Source organism: Variovorax sp. P1_G12, assembly GCF_056405555.1.
This window is the reverse complement of sequence record NZ_JBFUBW010000002.1, coordinates 375,424-396,597: the sequence shown is the minus strand read 5'-3', so window position 1 is coordinate 396,597 and position 21,174 is coordinate 375,424. Positions and strand designations below refer to the sequence as shown.

The window sequence follows — 21,174 nt, the reverse complement described above, 5'->3', positions numbered from 1 at the left end:
GCTCGTGATGGCCCTTTCAGGCTGCAGCGGCCCCAAGCCGCCGCCTGGCTGGCCCACGGGTGAGGAGCGACCCATCAATCCGTCCCAAATTTCAAAGGCGGTGAAGTGACCGAGAAGGAAACCTACTTCGCCACGGCGCTCGACTGGGATACGCAAGCGCGTCTCGACCTCGAGCGGCGGGCGTCGCGCAACGCCCGGATCGCCTGGGCGTGCGGGACACTCTGCGGGCTCAGCGTCTTGAGCGTTTCCGTTCTCTTGCCGTTGAAGCAGTTCGTCCCGGCCATCATCCGCGTCGACAACGCCACCGGTGCTTACGACGTGCAAGCGCCGGGCGAGATCGTGAACGTCGGCCGCGATCGCGACCAGAAGATCATCCTCTCGGACGTCGCGCGCTATGTGCTGGCGCGCGAGGGTTTCACCCGCGGCGAGGCAGAGGCCAACTACAAGACGGCCTACCTGATGTCTTGCGGGCCGGTGCGATCCGCCTGGGAGAACTACTTCAACCCGGAGATCAACGCGCAGTCTCCGGTGAAGACCATGAGCCCGACGGATTCGGAACGCGTCGAGATCCAGAACATCACGTTCCTGCCGACCGACCAGGACGACTTGCGCGTCGCGCAAGTCCGGTTCGACAAGACGGTCACGCGGGGTGTCGCGCCGCCTGTGCGCACGCGCTACATCGCAACGCTCACGGTGCGCTACGAGCAGGCCAACATTCCCTCTCAGATCCGCGACCTGCACGTGAACGCGTTTGGGTTCTGCGCGGTCAACTATCGGCGAGATCAGGAGGGCGTTTCTCAGGTGCTGAGTGCCCCACCGCCGGGTTCGGCAGGGCAGGGCGGTTCCATCCGTGGGCCCGCGGCGCCGATCACGCCCGCCAACGTCGGGATGCCTCAGGCGGCGGCGAGATGAAAGCGCCGCTGCGCTTGCTGTCGGTTGGGTACTGCACTTTCGCTGCAGTTGCGGGCCATGCCGAGGTCGGCACCGTGCCGTCGGCCAGCGATGCCCGAATCCAGACGGTTCGCTACACCGGCAACGACATCATCCGCATTGTCGCCGCCGAAGGCGTGGTGACGACCATCGAACTCAGCAAGAAGGAAGACATCAAGGACTTCGCGATGGGCGACCGCGACGCCTGGCACGCGGCCATCAACGGCAACCTGTTCGTGATCAAGCCGAAGGACGTCAAGGCCGACACCAACCTGACGCTCTTCACGAACCGTCGCAGCTACCTGTTCCAGCTCAAGACGATGAGCAGGACCGCCCGCAACGTTGCCTACTGGGTGCGGCTGCAGTACCCGGAAGGCGATGCTTCGACCCCAGAGGCGCTCGCGCTGGCGAAGCAGGACGCCGACCGCAAGCAGATGAAAGCCGACCTGAAGGCGTCGGGTCTTGAGGGCGCCCTCAACTACGACTACTGGATCGTCGGCCCGAAGGAACTGCAACCGCTCTCGATGCACGACAACGGCCGGCAGACTTTCATGCTGTTCTCCGCGGCCAATCCCTTGCCGGCGGCGTTCATCATCGAGCCGGACGGCAGCGAGAACCTGGTCGACTACCACGTCGAGGACGACACGATGGTGCTGCACCGCGTCGTCACACGGGTGATCCTGCGGCGCGGCGCGCTTGTCGCGGGCATCACCAACCGGTCGCCGACCCTGCCGATCCAGTCGGCACCGACCGGGACGGCCAGCGGCAAGGTGCAGCGATCCATCCGCGAACCGGGAGGTGAGTGATGTTCGAACAGAAGCTGGAGGCTCCGGTCGCCGAGGAGGAGCGCGAAGGGCTCATCGAGCGCAAACGGGCCGTCGCACCGGGCCAGAAGCTGATCCTGGTGGCGACCTCGAGCGTGGCGGCGGTGCTGATCCTTTTCGGGATTGCGAGCCGGAACAACTACTTCGGGCTTTTCGGGGCGCCTGCGCCGGCGAAGGCCGATCCGCACAACGACAGCCGCCCGGTGTCGGCGCCGGAGGTCAAGGTGCCGCTGGCGCTCGTGCCGCCGCCTTCGATCCCATCCTCACCGTCCTACGTCGAATGCCCGGGCGGCCTGCGCTTGCCGATCGGGCTGAACTGTCCCGAGCCGGAAAAAAAGGCCGAGGCGACCCCGTCCGCGGCCCAGGGCGGCATGTCTGAAGAAGATCGCATCCGGGAGCGCCGACGCAAGAGCGCGATCACCCTGGCCGTGGCCCCGCCGGGTGGGGCGGCCGCTGCGCATTTGGGGGCCGCGGTGGCGAACGTCGGCGTGCCCAGTGCGACCACGCCGCAGGGTGGCACGAATGCCCTGGCCGGTGCCCTGACCGCCACGATCACGCCCGGCACCAGTGCAACGATCAACCGAAACCCGTCCATGACGCTTGCCAAGGGCACGTTGCCGGATTGCACGCTGCTGACGGCGATCCTCACTGATCAGCCGGGGTTCCTGAAATGCATCCTGAGCGCGCCCGTCATGTCGATGGACGGCATGGTCGTGCTCATGGAAGCCGGCACCACGATGGAAGGCGAATACACCCAAGGCCTGCAGGCGGGCCAGAAGACGATCTTCACGCTGTGGTCGCGGGCCGTGACGCCGAACTTCGTCTCGGTACAACTGAACTCGCCCGGCACCGATGCCCTCGGCCGTGCCGGCACGTCGGGCTATGTGGACAACAAATGGATCGAACGCTTTGCCGGGGCCATCTTCTTCTCTCTGCTCCAGGACGCCAAGCAGATCTACATTGCCCAGGACGATGCCCGCGCGCAAAGGGCCAGCGGCAGCCCCTATGGCACCACGTACAACATCGGGACGCAAAGCATGCTCTCCCAGCTGAACAACACCGGCAACACGACGAACACGATCGTCGAGGAAATGCTCAAGCAGGGCAGCCAGCTGAAGCCGAGCCTCTACAAGAACCAAGGCGAGATCATCAAGATCTTCGTGGCCCGTGACGTCGACTTTTCGACGGTGTATGAGCTGCGCCCGGCGGCGGCAACCAACTGAGGCCTCGCGGATGGGCGCGCCCGACAAATACGTCTCGATCCTGGCCCATCTGCGCGCCTTCGAAGGCTGGCTGGCCGACCCAAGCGTGAACGAGGTCGCCGTCAACGCCCCGGGGGCCGTGCAGCTGTGGAAGAGAGGGGTGTGGGAGCGGGTCGACGCCCCCGCGGTCAACTTCGAATATCTCCAGGCCCTGGGCAGTTTCCTGGCGAACATCTCGCAGAAACCCTTCGACGAAGGAAATCCCATCCTGTCGGCGTACCTGCCCGACGGCGAGCGGATTGAAATGACGATGCCGCCGGCCGCGGCGCGGGGAATGATCTATCTGAACCTGCGCAAGCACACGAGCCAGTCTTTCAAGCTTAGCCAGTTCGTGGATCAGGGGTACTTTGAGCAAACACGGCATGTGTATTCGACAGCCCTGGTTGAAGGCGAGCGTACGAGGCTCCTCGCTCAGCTCGAGCCCGTCCAGGTCGAGCTATGGGCCTTGGCCCAGGCCGGGGATTGGTCCGCATTTCTCACGCAGGCGGTGGGACAACATCAGAACCTGATCGTGTCCGGTGCGACCGGCAGCGGCAAGACCTCGTTCATTCGCGCGTTGATCGAACTGATTCCTCACTGGGAACGGTTGATCACGGTGGAGGACACGCCGGAGATGCCGCTTTGGAACCATCCGAACTCCCAGGCGCTGTTCTACCGTCGTGACGGGCATGCCGGCGAGCGCGTGGTCGGTGCCACCGCCAAGCAGGTGCTCCAGGCGGTGATGCGCAAGACGCCGAATCGCGTCCTGCTGGCCGAGTTGCGCGGCGATGAGACCTTCTACTACGTGCAGAATGTCCTCAACTCGGGCCACCCCGGCGGCATCACGACCGTCCACGCGAACTCCTCGCAGCAGGCCTTCATCCGCATCGCGCTGCTGATCAAGGCGTCGGACGAAGGCCGCAGCCTCGCGCTCGACGAAATCATGCGGCTGCTGCACACGCTGGTGCATGTGGTCGTGCAATTGGTGTTTGACAAAGAACGCGGTCGGCACGTGCCGGCGATCTACTACGACCCGATGCTCGCGCTGTCGGTCGTGCGGTGAGGTGGATGGAACCAGCGCAGGTGTGAGGGCGCTGCCCTCCTCGTTCCCAAGGAGAGTGCAATGAATCGAGTGCAACTGATCGGCCGGCTTGGCCGAGATCCCGAAAGTGGGCTGAGCGGCAAGGGCAGCTATGCGAGCTTCGGCCTGGCGACGAATGAATACTGGACCGATCGTGGCTCCGGTGAACTGGTCGAACACACGGAATGGCACCAGTTGATCTGCTACGACCGCTTGGCGCAGATCGCCCAGGAGTTCCTCACCAAGGGCAGCGAGGTCTATGTCGAAGGACGGCTGCGGACGACGCGTTGGACCGACAAGGACGGCAAGGAGCAGCGAGGCTCCGAGATCCGGATCGATGAAATGAAGATGCTTCGCAGGGCTCCGAAGATGGATCCTGTGGTCGCGGCGGCCAAAAGCATGGCCTCGATCGAGACCATGATGAGGGACCTCGCCGTGGGTCTGCGAAACGACGTCACGCTGGCCGATCTCGCCGGGATGCTGAACGTGGTGCGGACCACCTTGGTCGGCGACGGCCCCGACAAGGAGGATGCTCGTGAACCAATCGCTCAAAGCGTTGCCGCCTGAGTCACCGCGCGAGGCGGACACCAGGTTCATTCAGGACGTTGACAGCGTGCGACGTGCCATCGACGCACGGGGAGCGCTACCCGACAAGACTTCGAATGAGGCGCCGTCGAACGTCATCGGGCCTGACAAGCCGGGGGCTCGTGCGGCTGCCCGTGGCGACGCCAACGCAGATCCGCGTTCGGCGCGGCCCGAAGTGGTCGTGCGTGTTTCGGTGATCGATGGCGCGGATCGCCTTGTCTACGTCGACATGCGAGATCGAGTTGGCTGGAAGCAGCCTGTGGCGGCTGAGCAGGTGGCGAGCGAACTTAGTCGTCTTCCTTCTGCCACCGAGGGTGTCACCCCTGCCGCGCCGCGCACGGTGCGAACCCTGGAGATGGGGCGCCCGCTGGCCCCACCGCATCGGGTGGATGATTCCATGCCCGCATCGAAGACGCCGACGCCCTACGGTCTTGGCAAAGCCAGCCTCTCGGCGAGCCCGTCGCTGTCGGCTCAGCAGCAGCGCATGTCAGCGCCATCGAGGGCGCCAACGCTGCCAGTTCGAGCGACGCTCCAGGCACCGGCGAGGTCCAGATGAGCCGGCTGCGCGAGTTCCCTGCGTTGGCCGAGATGAGGCTTGCGCCCCAGCCCAAGTAGGCTTCGATCTTCATGAATGACAATCGCAAGCCCGCGCCACCGGCCTCCGTCTGGAACCGTTTCTGGTCGCCTCGCGCCTATGTGGAGACGTGGCCCGTTGATGCGTCGCCTCAGGAAGTGCGCGAGATCAGCTTTCGAAACGCCAAGTGGTTGAGGATGCACATGGACATCTACATCCTGCGATGGGGCGTCCTATGGGCCTTGACCATGGTCTTGGCGATGGTGGCAACCCGCGAGGATGTTCCGGATCTGCTCTATGCGCTGGCTCTTGCGGCGACGATGATGTCGTCGTTGGGTCTGGGAGCCATGCTGCAAATCTATCGCCGCGCCACGAAGGCCATCCGGCAGTGAACGGACGGTGAGCCGAACGCAACACGCGAAGCGCCCTGCAGGCGATGGACCGCTTGGTGCCCCACGAGCCGCGGGGGCCGCCCACCTCGAGCAGCCCCGCGTTTCCAGCGCAGACTTACTTCACGAAATCCAGAAGCGTCTTGCCGCTGCCGATGGCAGTCTTCAGCCACCGCGGCTTTGGACCGCGGCCGGTCCACGAATTGCCGGCGCCGTCGCTGTAGGTGATTTTCGAAGGTGCTCGCTTGGCCCTTTTGGCCGGCGCCTTGCTCGCTGGGTTTGCAGCTTCCATTCGACCCATCGCGGAAGCTAGCTTTGACGGGGTCCCCGAACCTGCCCGAAATTCATCGATCGACCGCCCGGCTGTCAGAGCATCGCGCAGCCAACGCGGACGCGGGCCACGGCCTGACCACACATTGCCGGCGCCATCACTGAACTGGGCAGAGGGCTTTGTGCTTTTCTTCCTGGCGGCCCGGCTCGGCGTGGAATCAAGACCCAGATGGGCGGCCGTCAGGCCGTAGTGCGCAATCGCGACCTTGATGCGATCGACGACGCCCTTGATCTCACTGCCACGTAATGCTTCTGCCTGACGTTGGAGTTGCTCGATCTGCTTTTGGATCTGCTTGTAGGTTTGTGCCATTGCTTGCTCTGGTTGGTTGCTCAAGTTGAGAGTACTCCGACTCTCTGGGCGCGATTTTGCCACTCCCTGGTGTAAAGAGAGCATTTAGACCCGGAGTTTCAGGGGCACCGATGACCGACACTTGGGGCGAACACGTCAGCGGACAACCGCGAAGTCGATCTTCGCGCGATTGAGTCGCGCCAAATGCAATGCCGACGTGCTGGTCGAGAACTACAAGGCCGGCACGCTGGCCCGTTACGGGCTCGACCATGCCTCCTTGCAGCGGATCAATCCGAAGCTGATCTATCTTTCGATCACCGGCTTTGGCCAGACCGGGCCGATGGCGCAGCGGCCCGGCTATGACTTCGTGTTCCAGGGCATGGGCGGATTGATGAGCTACACCGGCCATCCCGATGGTGAAAGCGGTGCAGGCCCGCTGCGTGCCGGGGTGGCGGTGGTCGATCTGAGCACGGGCCTGTATGCGACCTCGGCCGTGCTGGCGGCATTGTTCCAGCGGCAACGCACCGGCTGCGGCCAGTACCTGGACATCGCGCTGCTGGATGTGGCGGTCGCCTTCAATGCCAATCAGGCTGCGAACTATCTGATGTCTGGCGTCAGCCCGAAGCGCAGCGGCAATGCGCATCCGAACTGCGCGCCCTACGAGGTGTTCCGCTGCAGCGACGGACACCTCATCCTCGCCGTGGGCAACGACGCCCAGTTCCAGCGGTTCTGCCAGGTCGCGGGCATGCCCGAACTGGCCGAGGATGCCCGGTTCGCGCGAAATGCCGACCGCATCGAAAACCTGGCCGCGCTGCGCCGCCGCCTGACGGCGTTGTTCCCGACGCGCACGCGCGAGAGTTGGACGCGAGCCTTCGACGGCGCCGGCGTTCCCTGGGGGCCGATCAACAGCCTGGAAGAAGTCTTCGACGACCCGCAGGTGCGGCATCGGCGCATGGTGCAGGTACTGCGCCATCCGGTGTTGGGCGACATCCCGACGGTGCGTAATCCCATGCTCTGCGCATCCGGCCGACCCTCGACCGAGGTGCCGCCGCCGCCACTGTTGGCGCAGACGCTGGAAGCAGCCTGGTCAATCCGGCCAGGGACCGGTCGAGATCTTCGTTCGAAGTGAAAGACCTGGAGACATGAAGCGAAGAACTCTTGTCGCGTCGATCCTGGCCGGTGGCGCGCTGGCCCTGCGGGCCCATGCGCAGAACTACCCGAACAGGCCGGTGAGGGTCGTGGTGCCCTACGCGCCGGGGGGCACCACCGACCTGTTGGCCCGCATCATCGCGACCCGGCTGGGTGCCTTGTTGAACCAGCCCTTCGTCGTGGAGAACCGGCCCGGCGCCGGTGGTTCGGTCGGGAGTGCCTACGCGGCCAGGGAGCCGGCGGACGGCTACACGCTGGTGATGGTGGTGGAGAGTTCGCATGCGGTGAACCCCAATGTGTATGCCAGGCCGGCCTACGATCCGGTCAAGGATTTCGCCCCCATCAGCAACATGGCCGACGTGCCCAATGTGCTGGTGGTCCGACCTTCTTTTCCCGCGGCCGATCTGTCGGCATTCGTCAAGGAACTCAAGGCGCATCCGGGCCGGTATTCGTTCGGCTCGTCCGGCAATGGAGGGCTGAGCCACGTCAATGGCGAATTGTTCAGGCATGTCAGTGGCACGCAGATGCTGCACGTGCCGTACAAGGGACTGGGGCCGGCCTTGACCGATCTTGTATCGGGACAGATCGATGCGGTCTTCGACAACATCCCTTCGTCCGCCTCGCTGATCCAGGCCGGCAAGATCCGTCCGCTGGCGGTGGCGGCGAAACAGCGGCTCGCGCTGTTGCCCCAGGTGGCGACCTACGCCGAGCTGGGCCTGCCGGCCATGAACAACCCCTCATGGTTCGGACTGGGGGCCCCGGCGGGCACGCCGCCCCGGATCCTGGATCAGCTCCATCAGGCGGTGCGCGAAGCACTGGGCGACCCCGGCGTCATCGCCGCGATCGAGAAGCTGGGCGCGATCCCGAGTCCGATGTCGCGTGCAGGGTTCGCCAGGCTCGTCGTCGAGCAGAACGCCTTCTGGAAGAAGGTCCTCGGGGAAATCGGATTCGAAAGGCTTTGACACCCATGAAGAAGCGACTCTCCGCCATGCCGATGTGCGCATCGACGACCAGGGCGTGGTGACTGTCACCATCCGCGATGCCGGATCGCTCAACATCCTCGGGTCGCCGGTGATTTCGGACCTGATCCAGGCATTTCGCCAGCTATCGGGCGACGCCGAAGTGCGTGTGGTCATCCTGCGCGGGGCTGGCGACAAGGCGTTTGTTGCCGGTGCCGATATCAAGGAAATGGGCGCGCTGGACCCGGCGAGCGCACGGGTCTTCATCGACAACCTGCGTGAGCTTTGCGAAGCGATACGACAACTCGCGGTGCCTGTCATCGCCCGCATCCCGGGCTGGACCTTGGGCGGAGGCCTTGAGCTGGCTCTCGCGTGCGACCTGCGCATCGCATCGGCTGCGGCGCATGTCGGAATGCCGGAAATCAAGGTGGGAATTCCCTCCATCATTCATGCGGCCTTGCTGCCGCGGCTGATCGGCAATGCCCGCGCCAACTGGATGCTCTTGACCGGGGATTCGATCGATGCGACGCAGGCTCTGGCATGGGGTGTGGTCGACACTCTGGTGCCCGCCGACAGGCTGGACACCGAAGTGGCTCGCGTGGCAAGTCAACTCGCCGCCTACGGACCCGCTGTGGTGCGCCAGCAGAAGCGCTTGCTGCGGCAATGGCAGCAGGAGCCGCTGGAGACGTCCATCCGCGATGGCGTGGGTGAGTTCGCAGCGGCTTTCCTCACGGGCGAACCCCAGCATTTCATGAAGGAATTCACCGCCCGGAAGGCGGGCCGAGCGGGTTAGGGACCTACTACGCCTGCGGTCCGGTTGCGCGACGTCGAGCGCGCGAAGGCGCAGCTGAGCGCACGCGCGAAAAGCTCGGCGCCGTCGATCCGCGCAGCTAGCGCAGTCGTCGTGTCGTGATGGCGTGCTTCAAATCCTGAATCGATGGCGAGGGTTTCAATTCCCGCTTCTGCCGGAAGAGCCTGCGAAGCAGGAAGCCGACCGCCCCCTCTTGCGCGAAGTGGGCATACAGATCGAATTCGGACACGTCGACCTTGAACTGCTCGGAGAACCTTGCGAGCAGGTCATAGGCGTCGTCACCATAGCAATCCAAGTCCTCTTCCAGACGCCAGTTCGGCGAATCGTCATTGAATTTCTTTTCCGGAAACCATTCTGCGAGGAACCGATAGAGTGCCTCGAAGTCTGGAAGCTCGTTGTCACCATGATCTGCTTGCACCGGCACCTCCGAAATCTCCACCGTCAGCCATGTATCGAGACCCGCCATCGGCACTCTTCACAAGGAGCGTTTCGATGACATCGATCGCGATGATCGTGCCCCCCACGGCCGGGAATGCTCTGCCAATCACTCTGCCGAGGACGTTTGTCTTGAGAATTCTCACGGGCAATTTCTGAGGGAATGCCCGCGACAGATACTTCGATGCGATCGATGTGCCCGGAGCCGACCCCGGCATCACGAACCTCTTTTTCAGCACTGGTTGACCCAGCGCCCACACGGCTCCGCCCGTCATCCGTGCGGCTGTGTGGTTCCAGTGGTCGTCGGACACCCGGTCTTCCTTCAAACGAATCGAATCGACGACCACGGCGCTCTGCGTCAGTCGCCGATTGAGCCGATTGAATTCATGTTCGAGTCGGTCTTTGAGCTCGTTTTCGGGGTATGGGTTGCTTCCACTGCGCAGCCAAAAATTCGCATTGTCCTGAGCAGTCCTGATGCATTTCAAAAGCTCGTTCTGAAAGGCGAAATCGTTCATGGCGTACCTCCCTTGTCTTGTTGCCGCGCAAAGAATAGACGGCGACTGGGCCCATGCCGAGATGCGATGATTCTCAATTTTCATCGCGGCTTTTCCGTCACGCCCCTCGGGCTTGCAGATGTTGGACAGCATCGTCAGCACGCTGTCGTCGAAGCCGCCGAGCCGTCGGCTGCGGCCCTGGCCACGCGCTCGGGGGGGCCAGCGCCGTCGTTCGGTAGGCGCCGCACCCCGGCCCGTGGTCTGAATGTCCATCGAGCGCGCCGTTGGCGCCGCTGAAGTCAAGCGTCAGGGTGCAGAATCCTGCCGATGAACCACCCCTACGCAGACCTCATCGGCCTCATCGTTGAAGAGCAGCGTGCCGGCTTCAGCCAGTGCACGCTGCAGGTCGAGGAACATCACCGCAATCCGCACGATGTCGTGCATGGCGCCGTCATCTTCGCGCTCGCGGACACCGGCATGGGCGTCGCGCTCTACCCGACACTGGCCGAAGACGAGATCTGCGCCACGATCGAGGTGAAGATCAACTACTTCAAGCCCGTGGCTTCCGGCCTCATCAGGTGCGTCACTGAACTCGTCAGCCGAGGCAGGACCATCGCCAATCTCGAGTCGAGGATCTTCTCTGGAGACACCCTGGTCGCGCAGGCCAATGGCAACTACTCGATTTTCATGCCACGCAAGAACGTGGGTTCTGTCGCGCCGTAAGGCGCGGCCGAAGAGGCAGGGGCCCGTGGCGTCGTCTTCGCCGGCTCGACGCCGTTGCCGAGCCGGTAGTCGGCCGGCGTCTTCCCGGTCCAGCGCTTGAAGGAACGGAAGAAGGAGTTGGGGTCGACGAAGCCGAGCAGGTAGGCGATCTCGGTCAGGCTCGCGCGGCCGGCCGCGAGGTAGCGCCGCGCCATCTCGAGGCGGGCTTCGTCCAGCAGCGTGCTGAACTGGACCCCTTCGCGCGCCAGCCGGCGCTGCAGTGTGCGCTCGCTCACGAACAGCGCGCCGGCCACCTGAGCGATGCTCGGCACATCGCCGTGCAGCAGTTGCCGCAGCGCCTCGCGCACCACATGGGCGGTGTCGCGCGGGGACCGGTGGGCCATCAGGTCGCGCTCCGCGGCATCCTCGAACAGGGCGGCGACGGTCGGATTCGCGCTGACCAGCGGCAGGTCCAGGTCGCTGCGGCGGAACACGATCGAGTCGTGCGGCTGGCCGAACAGCACCGGACACGAGAACACTTCGGCATAACGCGCGTGATAGGGCGGCGGCTCTCCGATCAGCGTCAGGCGCACCGGCGTGATCTCGCGCTCGGTGAACAGGCGGCCGAAGTTCAGCAGCGTCCCCATCTGCAGATCCATCCGGCAGCGGCTGTACGGGCGCCCGGGGCCGCCGTAGCGCACGCGCACCGCGGCCTCGTCGGCGTCCGGCACGATGTCGAGTTCGCAGGCCGACACCAGGGCGTTGTAGCGTGCGATGCGCGCCAGCGCCGCCCCGAAGCTGCTGCAGGTCATGGCCGAGAAGCCGACCACGCCGAATAGTTCGGGCCGCATCGGCTGCATGCCCAGCGCCAGCCCGACGGCCGGATCGCCGATCCGTTCGTAGGCCACCGTGAAGAAGCGGTCCGCCTGTTCCGCGCTGAGCGGCTTGCGCAACGCCTCCGGCGAGAGCCCGGCCTGCACCGCGAGCGCTGCGAGGTCGATGCCGGCCTTCTGGATCCCGGCAAGCATGTTGAACGGCAAGGCGGCGGTGGGCGTCACGAGGTCGGTCCTTCGATGAATTGCGGTGTCCGTTCCTTGGCGCGTTCGGCAAGTGAGATTGGCGGCTGCGGACAGTTTTCCAGCCCGGGCGCAGCTTAATCTGCAAACGAAAGAAAACACAATTATTACTTTCTGTATGGTTCCCACGGCTGAAGCTGTTGCGGGCGGGCTTGGCGCGCGCAAGACACACCCGATCGTCGAGCTCGACTACGGCGTGCGGCGCTGGGCCAGCCTGCTGGTCCTGGTGGTGCTGGTGTCGCACTTCCTCGAGCGGCCGCCGCCGCCGTGGGCCTGGGCGGTGCTCGTCTTCCACGGCTTCCTGTGGGCGCCGCTGGCACGCTGGGTGGCGCGCCGGGCGCCCGACAGCCGCCGGGCCGAACACCGCAACCTGATGGTCGACGCGCTGCTGTTCGGCGTCCTGAGCGGGCTGGTGTCCTTCTCGCTGTGGCCCAGCACGCTGATGCTGAGCTCGGGCCTGCTGTCGATCCTGAGCCTGGGCGGCCCGCCGCTGGCTCAGCGCGGCTTCGTCGCCTGGCTGGCCGGGGCGTTGCTGGGCGCGGCCGCCAACGGCTTCGATCTGCAGCTGGAGTCATCGCTGCGTACCGCGCTGCTGTCGGTGGTCTGCTTCGTGCCCTACCTGCTGATGTTCGGCGTCCATTCGTATTCGCAGGCCCAGCGCGCGCTGGCGGCGCGGCGCGAAGTGATCCAGCGCAACGAGCAGATCACGCTGAAGAACCGGCAGCTCGAACTCGCGCGCATGCTGGCCGATTCGGCCAACCGGACCAAGAGCGCCTTCCTGGCCAACATGAGCCACGAGCTGCGCACGCCGCTGAACGCCATCATCGGCTACAGCGAGCTGCTCGAATCGGAGTTCATGGACATCGGCGAGGCCGATCGCGTCGGCGACGTGCAGAAGATCCGCAGCGCGGGCATGACGTTGCTGGCCATGGTCGAGGGCGTGCTCAACCTCTCCAGGATGGAGGCCGGCCAGGCGGAGGTCTTCAACGCGCCGTTCCGGCCCGACGAACTGGTGGCGGACGTGGCGCAGGAGATGCGCGAGCAGATCGAGCGCAACGGCAACGTCTTCAGCCTGTTTTGCGACGTCCCGCCGCTGCGCCTGCTGGGCGATGCGGAGAAGATCCGGGAGATCCTGGCCCATCTGCTATCGAACGCCGGCAAGTTCACGCGCGACGGCGAGGTCGTGCTCAACGTCCGGCACGAGCCCGAGACCCAGATGCTCGTGATCCAGGTGAGCGACAACGGCATCGGCATCTCCGGCGCCCAGCGCGAGCTGCTGTTCCGCGCCTTCGCGCAGGCCGACAGCTCCAGCACGCGCCGCTTCGGCGGCAGCGGCCTGGGCCTGGCCATCACGCGCCACTATTGCGAACTGATGGGCGGCACGATCGACGTCGACAGCCAGGTCGGCGCGGGCGCCCGTTTCGTCGTTCGCGTGCCGGCGCCGGTGGCCGCCAGGAGGGGCCTGGCCCATGCCTAGGATCCTGATCGTCGAGGACAACGAGATGAACCTCGACATGCTGTCGCGCAGGCTGTCGCGCCAGGGCTTCCAGATCTCGGCCGCCATCGACGGCGCGCAGGCCGTGGCGCTGGCCGCGAGCGCCGCACCGGACCTGATCCTCATGGACATGAGCCTGCCCGTGATGGACGGCTGGGAGGCGACCCGCGTTCTGAAGGCCGATGCGGCGACCCGGGCGATCCCGGTGATCGCGCTCACGGCGCACGCGATGTCGGGCGATCGCGAGCGCGCCATGGCCGCCGGCTGCAACGACTTCGACACCAAGCCGGTCGACCTGGCGCGGCTGATGGACAAGATCGCGCGCGCACTCCTGCCGAAAGAGCCTGGATGAACAGGCTCAGCATCACCCGCACCGCCACGCTGGACAACCTGCCCGATCTGCTCGCCGTGGCCGACCAGGCCTGCCGGCGCGCCGGTGCCAGCCGCGAGGTGCGCGACGAGGTCCGGCTGGCGGTCGAGGAGGTCAGCGTCAACGTCATCACGCACGGCTACGCCGACGGCCCGCCGGGTCCGATCACGCTGGCGTGCGACTGGGAAAGCTGTCCGATGACGATCGAGATCGCCGACCGTGCGCGCGCCTTCGATCCGGACTCGCTGGCCGCGCCCTCGCTCGACGCCTCGTGGGAGGAGCGCCCGATCGGCGGCCTCGGCTGGCACCTGGTGCGCCAGATGGTCGACGAGGTGCGCTACCGGCCGGACCCCGAGCGCGGCAACCACCTGACGCTCGTCAAGCAGATCCGTCCCTAATCCAGAGCAGAGGAGTTCCCATGCAGATCCACATCACCCCCGGCGACGTCACCATTGCGGCCATCAGCGGCAGCGTCGACAGCCTCACCGCCGAGCACCTCATGGCGGCGCTCGGCAAGGCGGTCAGCGAACAACGGGTGCGGCTGGTGGCCGACTTCAGCGAGGTGGTCTACACCAGCAGCGCCGGCCTCAGGGCGCTGCTCGCGACCCTCAAGGACGCGCGGCGCCAGGGCGGCGACTTCCGGCTCGCGGGCGTCCAGCCCGGCGTGCTGCGGGTGCTGGAGCTGTCGGGCTTCACGAGCATCCTGAGGCTCTATGGCGACGTCGGCTCGGCCGTGGCGAGCTTCGACGCCGAAGTGCAATGACACCCACCCCCGTTGCTTGCTCACTTCGTGTCGCCGCCTCCCCCCTCAAGGGGGCAACACCAGCGGCCCGGCAGAGCCGGTTCCGCGGTGTTCCTGGCTTCGGTCCTGCGATGTCATACGGCGTGGATCGAACCACGCGCGGTGGAGAACTGCGATGAAATCATCTGGATCCGCGCACGGGCGCAAGCGCATCGCGCTGGTCATCGGCTCGGGCAGCGTGAAGTGCGCCGCCGCCATCGGCATCCAGACCGTGCTCAAACGCGAAGGCTTCGAGCTCGACATGGTGGTGGGCTGCAGCGCCGGTGCGATGTATGCGGCCGTCATGGCGGCCGGGCACGATGCGGACGTGGCGGCCGACATGACGCGTCGGCTGTGGACCAAGGAAGTGGCGAACAGGCGCAACACCCGGGCGCTGCTGCAGACCGTGGCGCCGCGCTGGCTGCGCTTCGACAAGGCCACCTACGGCCTGCGCGACGACCGGATGATCATGCAGCGGCTGCAGAGCGCCTTCGGCGACACCCGCATCGAGGACCTGCCGACGCCGCTGCACGTCACCGCCACCGACCTCGCCAACGGCGAGCAGGTGGTGCTGTCGTCGGGCCGCCTGGTGGATGCGGTGCGCGCCAGCATCGCGCTGCCGTTCGCCTTCTCGCCCTGGCGCATCGGTGACAAGCTGCTGATCGACGGCTTCCTGTCCGACCCGCTGCCGATCGGCGTCGCCATCCGGCAGGGCGCCCACGTGATCGTGGCGGCCGGCTTCGAGAGCCCCTACCAGTCCAGCATCCACTCGGCCGGTCGCTTCGCCTTCCAGCTCAGCGCGATCATGTCGAACAACCTGCTGAAGTCGAACTTCGCCTTCCACAGCCTGGCCCACCACAGTGAGATCATCCCGATCATTCCGCGCTTCGAGCAGCGCGTGCGGCTGTTCGATACCGACAAGATCCCCTACATCATCGAAGCCGGCGAGCGCGCCGCCGAGGAGCAGTTGCCGTACCTGCGCGAGCTGATGCGGCAGAGCCCGGAGCCGGCGGAAGTCGCATGAAGCAGGGGCCTCCCGGGCCGCCGGAGCACAGGAGAAAGCCGAAGGTGGCGGTGGTGATCGGGTCGGGCGGCCTCAAGTGCGCCGCCGCGCTCGGCGTGCTCAAGGTGCTGCAGCGCCGGTGAACGCCACCGCCGTCGCGCCGGCTGCAGCGCAGCGGCGTCACAGCTCGACGCGCGTCAGCAGATAGACGCCCTCGGGCCCAGCGATGCGCAGACGGCACCGGCCAGCCTCGTCCGTTTCGAACGCGTAGACCCGATCCGGGAACTGCGCAATCCTGAAGCGGGAGGCTTTGTAGGGCACGAGTTCTACGTCGGGTGTGCCCGGAAAGCACAGATAGAGCCGCGCACCGTTCTTGACGCCGACCTGCCACTTGACGCCCGACGCGGTTTCGAATGTGCCGCACAGGTCCCGGAGGTCGTCGACTGTCGGGTGGGGTGCGACGCGGGTGAATGTCGCCTCGGCCTGGTCGAGCACCATGTGCAGCGCGCCGATGTCGCCCTGCGGATCCGTGGTGAAGTTCAGCGACCACTTGCCTCGGAGCTCGTCGTCGGGGGTGTCGAATCGGTCGTAGTGCACGTGACCGAGTGCCAGGTCCGCAGCACGGAACGCGAAGCGGAGTCCTTCGGGGTCGTGGCGGATCACCGTCCGTCCATAGGCCGGATGCTCGTACTCACCGACATACGCCGTGAGTGGGTGCGAGGGCACGGTGCCTGGTATGCGCTCGTTTCCCGCGCGTTGCCGTGCCTGGGTCATGCCTGTGCGGAAGGCTTTCTTCACGGCAAGCCAGCGTTCGTGCCACGGCGTGGGTGCCAGGCCAAGCAGGCGCTCGACGGCCTGGTAGGCGATGGTGTCGCGCAGAACCCCGAAACTGTCGCCGATCACGAACGTCACCACTCCGATGCGTTCGTGCGGCAGCAGCAGGACCTGGGACGTGACCCCATCGAGCAACCCACCGTGGTAGCTGATGAGATGGCCGCGGTACACAGCGGTGTGCCGCCCCATGCCATAGGTCACATTCAGGATTTCGCGCCACCCCCGCGTCAACGCCAGCGTGTTGGGCAGCGCCATGGCAGGTGCCATTGTTTCCTGGACAACCTGCCGGGGGACGATCTGTCGCTCGCCCATGCGACCGTCGTCCATCAGGAGTCGCAGCCACTTGGACATGTCTTCCAGAGTGGAAACCATGCCGCCCGCAGCGCTTGATCCGCTCAGTTGGTCTTCATCCGGCAAGCGCAGGAGCTCTTCGGAATCCCGCTTCTCGATGTAGGGCACGGCCCGATCGGTGCTCGCCAGCAGCGCGGCGTGCGAGAAGAGGGTCTTGCCCATCCCCGCCGGTTCGAGCAGATGGTCCCGGACAAATTCGGCCCACGGCTGCCCCGAGAGCATATGGATGATGTGGCCGACCGCGGCATACATCAGGTTGTTGTAGATGAAGCTCTGGCGCAGGGACTCCACCGGCCGCAGGTGGCGCAGCCGCTCGAAGATCTCGGCGGGTGTGAGCGCAGACTTGTTCCACACGCTGTCGTGCCGATGGATCCCGGTCCGATGCGAAAGCATGTCGCGCAGGGTCACCGTGCTGTTCAGCGCTTGCGTCGCAAATCGGATGGAGGGCACCTTGTCGCGAATGGGCTCATCCCAGGTCAGCTGGCCTTGCTGAACGAGCTGCCCCGCAGCCATCGAGGTGAAGAGCTTGGTGTTGGACGCGATGGGAAAGAGGGTCTGCGTCGTGAACGGAGCGCGAGTGGCCCAGTCCCGGTATCCGTAACCCTGGCGCAGCACCAGATCGTCGCCCGACATGACGCACACCGCCGCGCCCGGAATGTTCCACTCCTGCAAGGTTTGGGTCATGAAACCTTCGAAACCGTCGAGGCGAGCTGCCATCAGTCCTCCTTGGGGCCTTCAGCCACGGTGATCCCTGTTGAAACTCTTGGGCTGGCGCCGGAGGTCCGGTCCTGGCCGAACCCGGCTGTGCGGCGCATTCTGCCTGCTCCGCCCTTTCCTGGGTCGCGTCCGGGCGGGGCTCGTCTGGTCCAACCCTTCCCGCATGCGCAATCCGGCGGAGTTGGTTGGCGCGCGCCATCAAGCCCGGGCGCAGCCGATCATCAGCGCCACGTAGCGCCAGCCGGAACAATCGGGACACGATCACCGCGCTGCGAACTCATAGTCGATGTCCGTCACGAGCCCCTGAAAGTACGGCGCTGGCCCACTCGGCAATTCCCATTCGACTTCGCCCTGTAGCGGGACGCGCATGCCGGCTCGCAGCTCGTAGCCGGTGATGCGGCACAGCCACGGCGCAGACTCGGTCGCCGATCGCGGACGGGACGCGGCCCACACCGCCGCGATCAAGCCGTCCGTCCCGAATCTGAACTCCAGCGTGACCGTGGTCGTCCCGTCGCAGAGCGTCGCTCGCGCGGACGCATCGTCGATGCCCTCCCATCGCACGCCCTGGCTGGGCAGCAGGGCGGTCGGATACCACGCCGCTTCGGCGAGGTAGCGCATCAATTCGCCGCGTGCCGATGCCGCCGTGTCACGCATGTCCGCCACGGTCACGAGTCCGAGCACCGCGGCGCGCAAGGATCCGGCGCCCAGGGCATAGGTGTCTCGAACCCAGACATCGGCGCCCGGTGCCATCCTGATCCGCGCGTCCCAGTCGAAGCCGGGAGGGTGCATCGTCGCGAACTGGGTCGCGCTGAAGGTCTGCCAGGCATCCTTCTGCCGAAACTGCCCTTGCTGCGAGAACCGAACGCTGGAGATCATGGCCTGGCCGTCCTGCAATGCGGCTTCGAAGTAGCGCCTCACGGGCGGCGGGAGCGTTTCGATATCGCGAGCGTCGTAGGTCTTCACGGACGGGGGCAGGCAGGCCGTCCGCATCGTCGCGCGAAGGGCGGTGCCCTGTCGCTGCCACTGCCACCGGCCCAGCGCCACCGCGCCGGCCGCGGCCGAGACCAACCCTGCGACCAGGATGTAGCCGGACGTCTTCATCGACTCACGCTGGTACCAGCTGAGCGTCCACGCCCCTGCGCGGAGCGGGACCGACGGGCGGTGCAAAGCCAGCACGTGCCCACATCTGCACCGTCAGGTTTGATGGCGACGCATCCAGCAGGCTTCGAACCTCCGCGTGGGGTTTCGCCTGCTCCGGATACTCCTGCAAGGCCTGCTGGAGTGGCTGCAGCGCAATGCCGGCAGCCGTGGCGGCGAGTTGCACCCGGACGTACGCTCGGCCGGCGTTGACCTGGGTTGATCGGTCATTGCCATCGGTCACCATCCACAGAAAGCCTGGCGTTGAATCGAGTTTGGCCTTGAAGTCCTTGATCTGGCTCGTGGTGGCGTAGTCACCCGGCGCCGGCGGCCTGCTGCGGTCGAACAGCCCGACCTGGCTCATCCACACGGGGATTCGATCGAGGACGGACAAGCCATCTCGGTGCTGTTCGATCTCCGTGGCCCCCACGCGCAGCACCTTGTACGACTCCATGATCGTTCGCGGCGTGGTCAGTTCGATCTGCCACGCCTGCGCGGCAATGGCGCGGTGGCGCTGGAGCGCATCGGGCTGATCCAGGCCGACGAATCCGAAGCGCAAGGAATTCGGCTTCACGCTCTCCATCATCGTCTGCCAGGCATGAGGCGGCACCGGGCGGGCCAGGTCGTAGGCGCTGCGGTTGGTGCGGCGAGTCAGGATCTGCGCGAACAGCGGGTCCCTGGATATGGTGGGGTCGGCGATCAGGCGGATGCGCGCGACCGGCCGTTGGTCGAGGTTGGAGGGGCCGAACGGACCCTCCGGGAACAAGGAGATCTCGGCCCTCAGGCCGCGCTCGCGTGCCGCGATGTCGAGCAGTTCCAGGAACGTGCCGTGGCTCATCATGATCTGCCGCGAGAACGGATCGGTTTCGGGGAGCAGGCGAGTGAGGTCGCAGCGCAGCAGGATCTCGCCCGGCGTGCGCAGATCGACCAGCCACGATTGCAGGTTGTGCGAATGGGGCGCCAGGATGGCATAGCCAAGAATCCAGCGCCGTGCGTCAGGCTCGGCGCCGGGCCCTTTCCACGCGGCGACGGCATCCTCGGGCATCTGCTGGCTGCAGGCGGTGCCGGTTGCGGCGACCAGTGCGATGCCGCCTCCCGAGGTCAGGCGAATGAAGTCTCGTCGATCCATGTCGCGGCGCTCCCTGTTGTCCAGATTCGATCGCATCTTCAGCTGATTCTGGCCGTTGGTCCAGAATCAGTTGCTGCTTGCTCGGGGACGGCCCGAAAGCCGACGCTGACGACCCCTGCGCGTTCGACTGGGCCGCTTCCCTAGAATGGCCAGCCACGAGTTGAATGGAGCTTCCCTTGCGCATTGCCACCTTCGCCTTCGCCGCCCTTGCCGCGGCGGCCACTTTCCCGGCCCTCGGGCAGGTCAACATCAACATCAACGTGCCCGGCATCGTGCAGATGGCGCCGCCGCCGCCGCGCTATGAAATGGTCCCAGGACCGCGCCCGGGCCAGGTGTGGGTGCAGGGTCGCTGGGTCTGGAACGAGCGCGACTACGTCTGGCAGGGCGGCCGTTGGCAGCAAGACCGGCCGGACTACGTCTATGCACCGGGCCGCTGGGTCCAGGCGAGCGGCGGATGGCGCTGGGTCGACGACCAGTGGAAGCCGGGCAAGCAAAAGAACGGCAAACACAGCAATCACGACCACGACGACCAGGGCGATGGCGGCTACCACTGCCCGCCGGGGCAGGCGAAGAAGGGGCGCTGCTAGCCCGCGTCGACTCCACGCTCACCGAAGACGAGATCATGGCCACGGCGCCTGGACTCGTCTGCGCGATCGAGCGCATGCGCCCTTCAGCGGAGTACCCGGCGCCCGGCATCACGCTGGGCCCGGCATTGACGTTCGGCTGGATCGCCGGGCGGCATCTCGCAACGGCGCCTGAACTTTCAACGACGGAACCCCTCGGCTCATGAAGATCTACTTTTCTCCCTTCTCTCCCTACGTGCGCAAATGCCTGGTGGTGGCGCACGAACTCGGCCTCGGCGAGCGCGTGCAGTTGCTGCCATCGAACGCGAACCCGGTCCAACGCGACCAGGAGATCATTGCCAAGAATCCCTTGGGCAAGGTCCCCACCTTCATCACCGACGACGGCGAGGCCCTGTACGACAGCCGTGTGATCTGCGAGTACCTGGACAGCGTGGGAGGCGGCAATCTGTTTCCCGCCAGCGGTGCGGCGCGCTGGAGTGCGCTGACCCTGCAGTCGCTGGCGGACGGCATCCTCGACGGCGCACTGCTGGCGCGCTACGAGGATGTGGCCCGGCCGGAGGGTTTGCGCTGGCCCGAATGGCGAGCGGCGCAGTTGGACAAGGCCGAGACTTCGCTGGCGCACCTGAACGCGAATCCGGCGCTGCTGGCACCCGGGCGCGTGGACATCGGCACCCTCGCCGTGGCCTGCGCGCTTGGGTATCTGGACCTGCGATTCGGCGATTTCGATTGGCGCACGAGGCATGCCGGGGTGGCGGCATGGTTCGCCGAGTTCTCGAAGCGCCCGTCCCTGCAGGCCAGCTGGTCGCTCTGAGCGCGTTCCCTCAGGGCCCCTTCTTTCGGGACATCGTTTGAGAGTAAGCGCTCACAAGTGACGGCTCCTCGTGTGCGGCCGACCGGGCCGCGA

General features: G+C 65.9%; 25 protein-coding genes and 1 pseudogene. 19 read left to right on the top strand and 7 right to left on the bottom strand.

The window, feature by feature from the left end; translation table 11 throughout:
* Window positions 1–105 precede the first annotated feature (105 nt).
* The 7 genes from AC1D2O_RS04025 (at window position 106) to AC1D2O_RS03995 (ending at window position 5,627) form a co-directional block, all read left to right on the top strand.
* Window positions 106–912 carry a VirB8 family type IV secretion system protein gene (locus tag AC1D2O_RS04025; RefSeq protein WP_478156241.1) on the top strand — a complete coding sequence of 269 codons (807 nt, stop codon included), beginning with the start codon at window positions 106–108 and terminating at the stop codon, window positions 910–912.
* On the top strand, window positions 909–1,736 hold the full coding sequence (locus AC1D2O_RS04020) for a TrbG/VirB9 family P-type conjugative transfer protein (protein WP_478093434.1): 828 nt from the start codon (window positions 909–911) through the stop codon (window positions 1,734–1,736). The genes AC1D2O_RS04025 and AC1D2O_RS04020 overlap by 4 nt, the downstream gene beginning before the upstream one ends.
* Window positions 1,736–2,977: a TrbI/VirB10 family protein gene (locus tag AC1D2O_RS04015; protein ID WP_478093433.1), complete on the top strand. Its 1,242-nt coding sequence runs from the start codon at window positions 1,736–1,738 to the stop codon at window positions 2,975–2,977. The genes AC1D2O_RS04020 and AC1D2O_RS04015 overlap by 1 nt, the downstream gene beginning before the upstream one ends.
* 10 nt (window positions 2,978–2,987) lie before the next feature.
* Window positions 2,988–4,058 (top strand): P-type DNA transfer ATPase VirB11, encoded by a 1,071-nt coding sequence (virB11, locus tag AC1D2O_RS04010; RefSeq protein WP_478093432.1) that lies wholly within the window; start codon window positions 2,988–2,990, stop codon window positions 4,056–4,058.
* A 69-nt stretch (window positions 4,059–4,127) separates the two neighbouring features.
* Window positions 4,128–4,643, top strand: coding sequence for a single-stranded DNA-binding protein (locus AC1D2O_RS04005; protein ID WP_478156239.1), 516 nt, complete (start codon window positions 4,128–4,130; stop codon window positions 4,641–4,643).
* Window positions 4,612–5,217: a hypothetical protein gene (locus AC1D2O_RS04000; RefSeq protein ID WP_478093429.1), complete on the top strand. Its 606-nt coding sequence runs from the start codon at window positions 4,612–4,614 to the stop codon at window positions 5,215–5,217. The genes AC1D2O_RS04005 and AC1D2O_RS04000 overlap by 32 nt, the downstream gene beginning before the upstream one ends.
* Window positions 5,218–5,288: 71 nt before the next feature.
* The gene (locus tag AC1D2O_RS03995) at window positions 5,289–5,627 is read left to right on the top strand and encodes a hypothetical protein (RefSeq protein WP_477650693.1); all 339 of its coding nucleotides are present in this window, start codon (window positions 5,289–5,291) and stop codon (window positions 5,625–5,627) included.
* Window positions 5,628–5,742: 115 nt separating this feature from the next.
* On the opposite strand, the gene AC1D2O_RS03990 is transcribed toward AC1D2O_RS03995, so the two are convergent.
* Window positions 5,743–6,264, bottom strand: coding sequence for an H-NS family nucleoid-associated regulatory protein (locus AC1D2O_RS03990; protein ID WP_478156237.1), 522 nt, complete (start codon window positions 6,262–6,264; stop codon window positions 5,743–5,745).
* Window positions 6,265–6,433: 169 nt separating this feature from the next.
* On the opposite strand from AC1D2O_RS03990, the gene AC1D2O_RS03985 reads away from it, so the two are divergent.
* From AC1D2O_RS03985 to AC1D2O_RS03975, 3 genes and pseudogenes are all read left to right on the top strand, one after another.
* Entirely contained in the window at window positions 6,434–7,372 is a 939-nt protein-coding gene (locus AC1D2O_RS03985) for a CaiB/BaiF CoA transferase family protein (protein WP_478156236.1), read from the top strand.
* A gap of 13 nt (window positions 7,373–7,385) precedes the next feature.
* A complete protein-coding gene (locus tag AC1D2O_RS03980; RefSeq protein ID WP_478095072.1) occupies window positions 7,386–8,354 on the top strand; it encodes a Bug family tripartite tricarboxylate transporter substrate binding protein in 969 nt (322 codons plus the stop codon).
* A gap of 22 nt (window positions 8,355–8,376) precedes the next feature.
* Window positions 8,377–9,144: pseudogene (locus tag AC1D2O_RS03975) on the top strand (enoyl-CoA hydratase); the annotation flags it as partial.
* A gap of 97 nt (window positions 9,145–9,241) precedes the next feature.
* Here the strand turns inward: AC1D2O_RS03975 and AC1D2O_RS03970 are convergent.
* On the bottom strand, window positions 9,242–9,601 hold the full coding sequence (locus AC1D2O_RS03970; protein WP_478156234.1) for a DUF1493 family protein: 360 nt from the start codon (window positions 9,599–9,601) through the stop codon (window positions 9,242–9,244).
* The gene (locus AC1D2O_RS03965) at window positions 9,561–10,364 is read right to left on the bottom strand and encodes an STM2901 family protein (RefSeq protein WP_478086811.1); all 804 of its coding nucleotides are present in this window, start codon (window positions 10,362–10,364) and stop codon (window positions 9,561–9,563) included. Before AC1D2O_RS03965 ends, AC1D2O_RS03970 begins: the two co-directional genes overlap by 41 nt.
* A gap of 54 nt (window positions 10,365–10,418) precedes the next feature.
* Between AC1D2O_RS03965 and AC1D2O_RS03960 the strand changes: the two genes are divergently transcribed.
* A complete protein-coding gene (locus AC1D2O_RS03960) occupies window positions 10,419–10,814 on the top strand; it encodes a PaaI family thioesterase (RefSeq protein ID WP_478086813.1) in 396 nt (131 codons plus the stop codon).
* On the opposite strand, the gene AC1D2O_RS03955 is transcribed toward AC1D2O_RS03960, so the two are convergent.
* Window positions 10,766–11,851 (bottom strand): AraC family transcriptional regulator, encoded by a 1,086-nt coding sequence (locus AC1D2O_RS03955; protein ID WP_478086815.1) that lies wholly within the window; start codon window positions 11,849–11,851, stop codon window positions 10,766–10,768. The genes AC1D2O_RS03960 and AC1D2O_RS03955 overlap by 49 nt on opposite strands.
* Window positions 11,852–11,987: 136 nt before the next feature.
* Here AC1D2O_RS03955 and AC1D2O_RS03950 point away from each other — a divergent pair, with 136 nt between their 5' ends.
* The 6 genes from AC1D2O_RS03950 to AC1D2O_RS03925 all read left to right on the top strand — a co-directional run bounded on the left by AC1D2O_RS03950 (window position 11,988) and on the right by AC1D2O_RS03925 (window position 15,661).
* Complete coding sequence (locus AC1D2O_RS03950) at window positions 11,988–13,346, top strand: ATP-binding protein (protein WP_478086816.1); 1,359 nt, start codon at window positions 11,988–11,990, stop codon at window positions 13,344–13,346.
* Entirely contained in the window at window positions 13,339–13,716 is a 378-nt protein-coding gene (locus AC1D2O_RS03945; protein WP_478086818.1) for a response regulator, read from the top strand. Before AC1D2O_RS03950 ends, AC1D2O_RS03945 begins: the two co-directional genes overlap by 8 nt.
* A complete protein-coding gene (locus tag AC1D2O_RS03940) occupies window positions 13,713–14,132 on the top strand; it encodes an ATP-binding protein (RefSeq protein WP_478086819.1) in 420 nt (139 codons plus the stop codon). The genes AC1D2O_RS03945 and AC1D2O_RS03940 overlap by 4 nt, the downstream gene beginning before the upstream one ends.
* A gap of 20 nt (window positions 14,133–14,152) precedes the next feature.
* Window positions 14,153–14,497, top strand: coding sequence for an STAS domain-containing protein (locus AC1D2O_RS03935; RefSeq protein WP_478086821.1), 345 nt, complete (start codon window positions 14,153–14,155; stop codon window positions 14,495–14,497).
* A 154-nt stretch (window positions 14,498–14,651) separates the two neighbouring features.
* Window positions 14,652–15,539: a patatin-like phospholipase family protein gene (locus AC1D2O_RS03930; RefSeq protein WP_478086823.1), complete on the top strand. Its 888-nt coding sequence runs from the start codon at window positions 14,652–14,654 to the stop codon at window positions 15,537–15,539.
* Window positions 15,536–15,661 (top strand): hypothetical protein, encoded by a 126-nt coding sequence (locus tag AC1D2O_RS03925; RefSeq protein ID WP_478086825.1) that lies wholly within the window; start codon window positions 15,536–15,538, stop codon window positions 15,659–15,661. The genes AC1D2O_RS03930 and AC1D2O_RS03925 overlap by 4 nt, the downstream gene beginning before the upstream one ends.
* Before the next feature lie 37 nt (window positions 15,662–15,698).
* Here the strand turns inward: AC1D2O_RS03925 and AC1D2O_RS03920 are convergent, their stop codons facing one another.
* The 3 genes from AC1D2O_RS03920 to AC1D2O_RS03910 form a co-directional block, all read right to left on the bottom strand.
* Window positions 15,699–17,420, bottom strand: coding sequence for a serine hydrolase (locus tag AC1D2O_RS03920; protein ID WP_478086827.1), 1,722 nt, complete (start codon window positions 17,418–17,420; stop codon window positions 15,699–15,701).
* A gap of 261 nt (window positions 17,421–17,681) precedes the next feature.
* The gene (locus AC1D2O_RS03915) at window positions 17,682–18,521 is read right to left on the bottom strand and encodes a DUF6920 family protein (protein WP_478086829.1); all 840 of its coding nucleotides are present in this window, start codon (window positions 18,519–18,521) and stop codon (window positions 17,682–17,684) included.
* 4 nt (window positions 18,522–18,525) lie between these two features.
* On the bottom strand, window positions 18,526–19,602 hold the full coding sequence (locus tag AC1D2O_RS03910; protein WP_478156232.1) for an Acg family FMN-binding oxidoreductase: 1,077 nt from the start codon (window positions 19,600–19,602) through the stop codon (window positions 18,526–18,528).
* Window positions 19,603–19,862: 260 nt separating this feature from the next.
* On the opposite strand from AC1D2O_RS03910, the gene AC1D2O_RS03905 reads away from it, so the two are divergent.
* A complete protein-coding gene (locus AC1D2O_RS03905) occupies window positions 19,863–20,273 on the top strand; it encodes a hypothetical protein (protein ID WP_478156230.1) in 411 nt (136 codons plus the stop codon).
* 199 nt (window positions 20,274–20,472) lie between these two features.
* Window positions 20,473–21,081 (top strand): glutathione S-transferase, encoded by a 609-nt coding sequence (locus AC1D2O_RS03900; protein ID WP_478086833.1) that lies wholly within the window; start codon window positions 20,473–20,475, stop codon window positions 21,079–21,081.
* Window positions 21,082–21,174 lie beyond the last annotated feature (93 nt).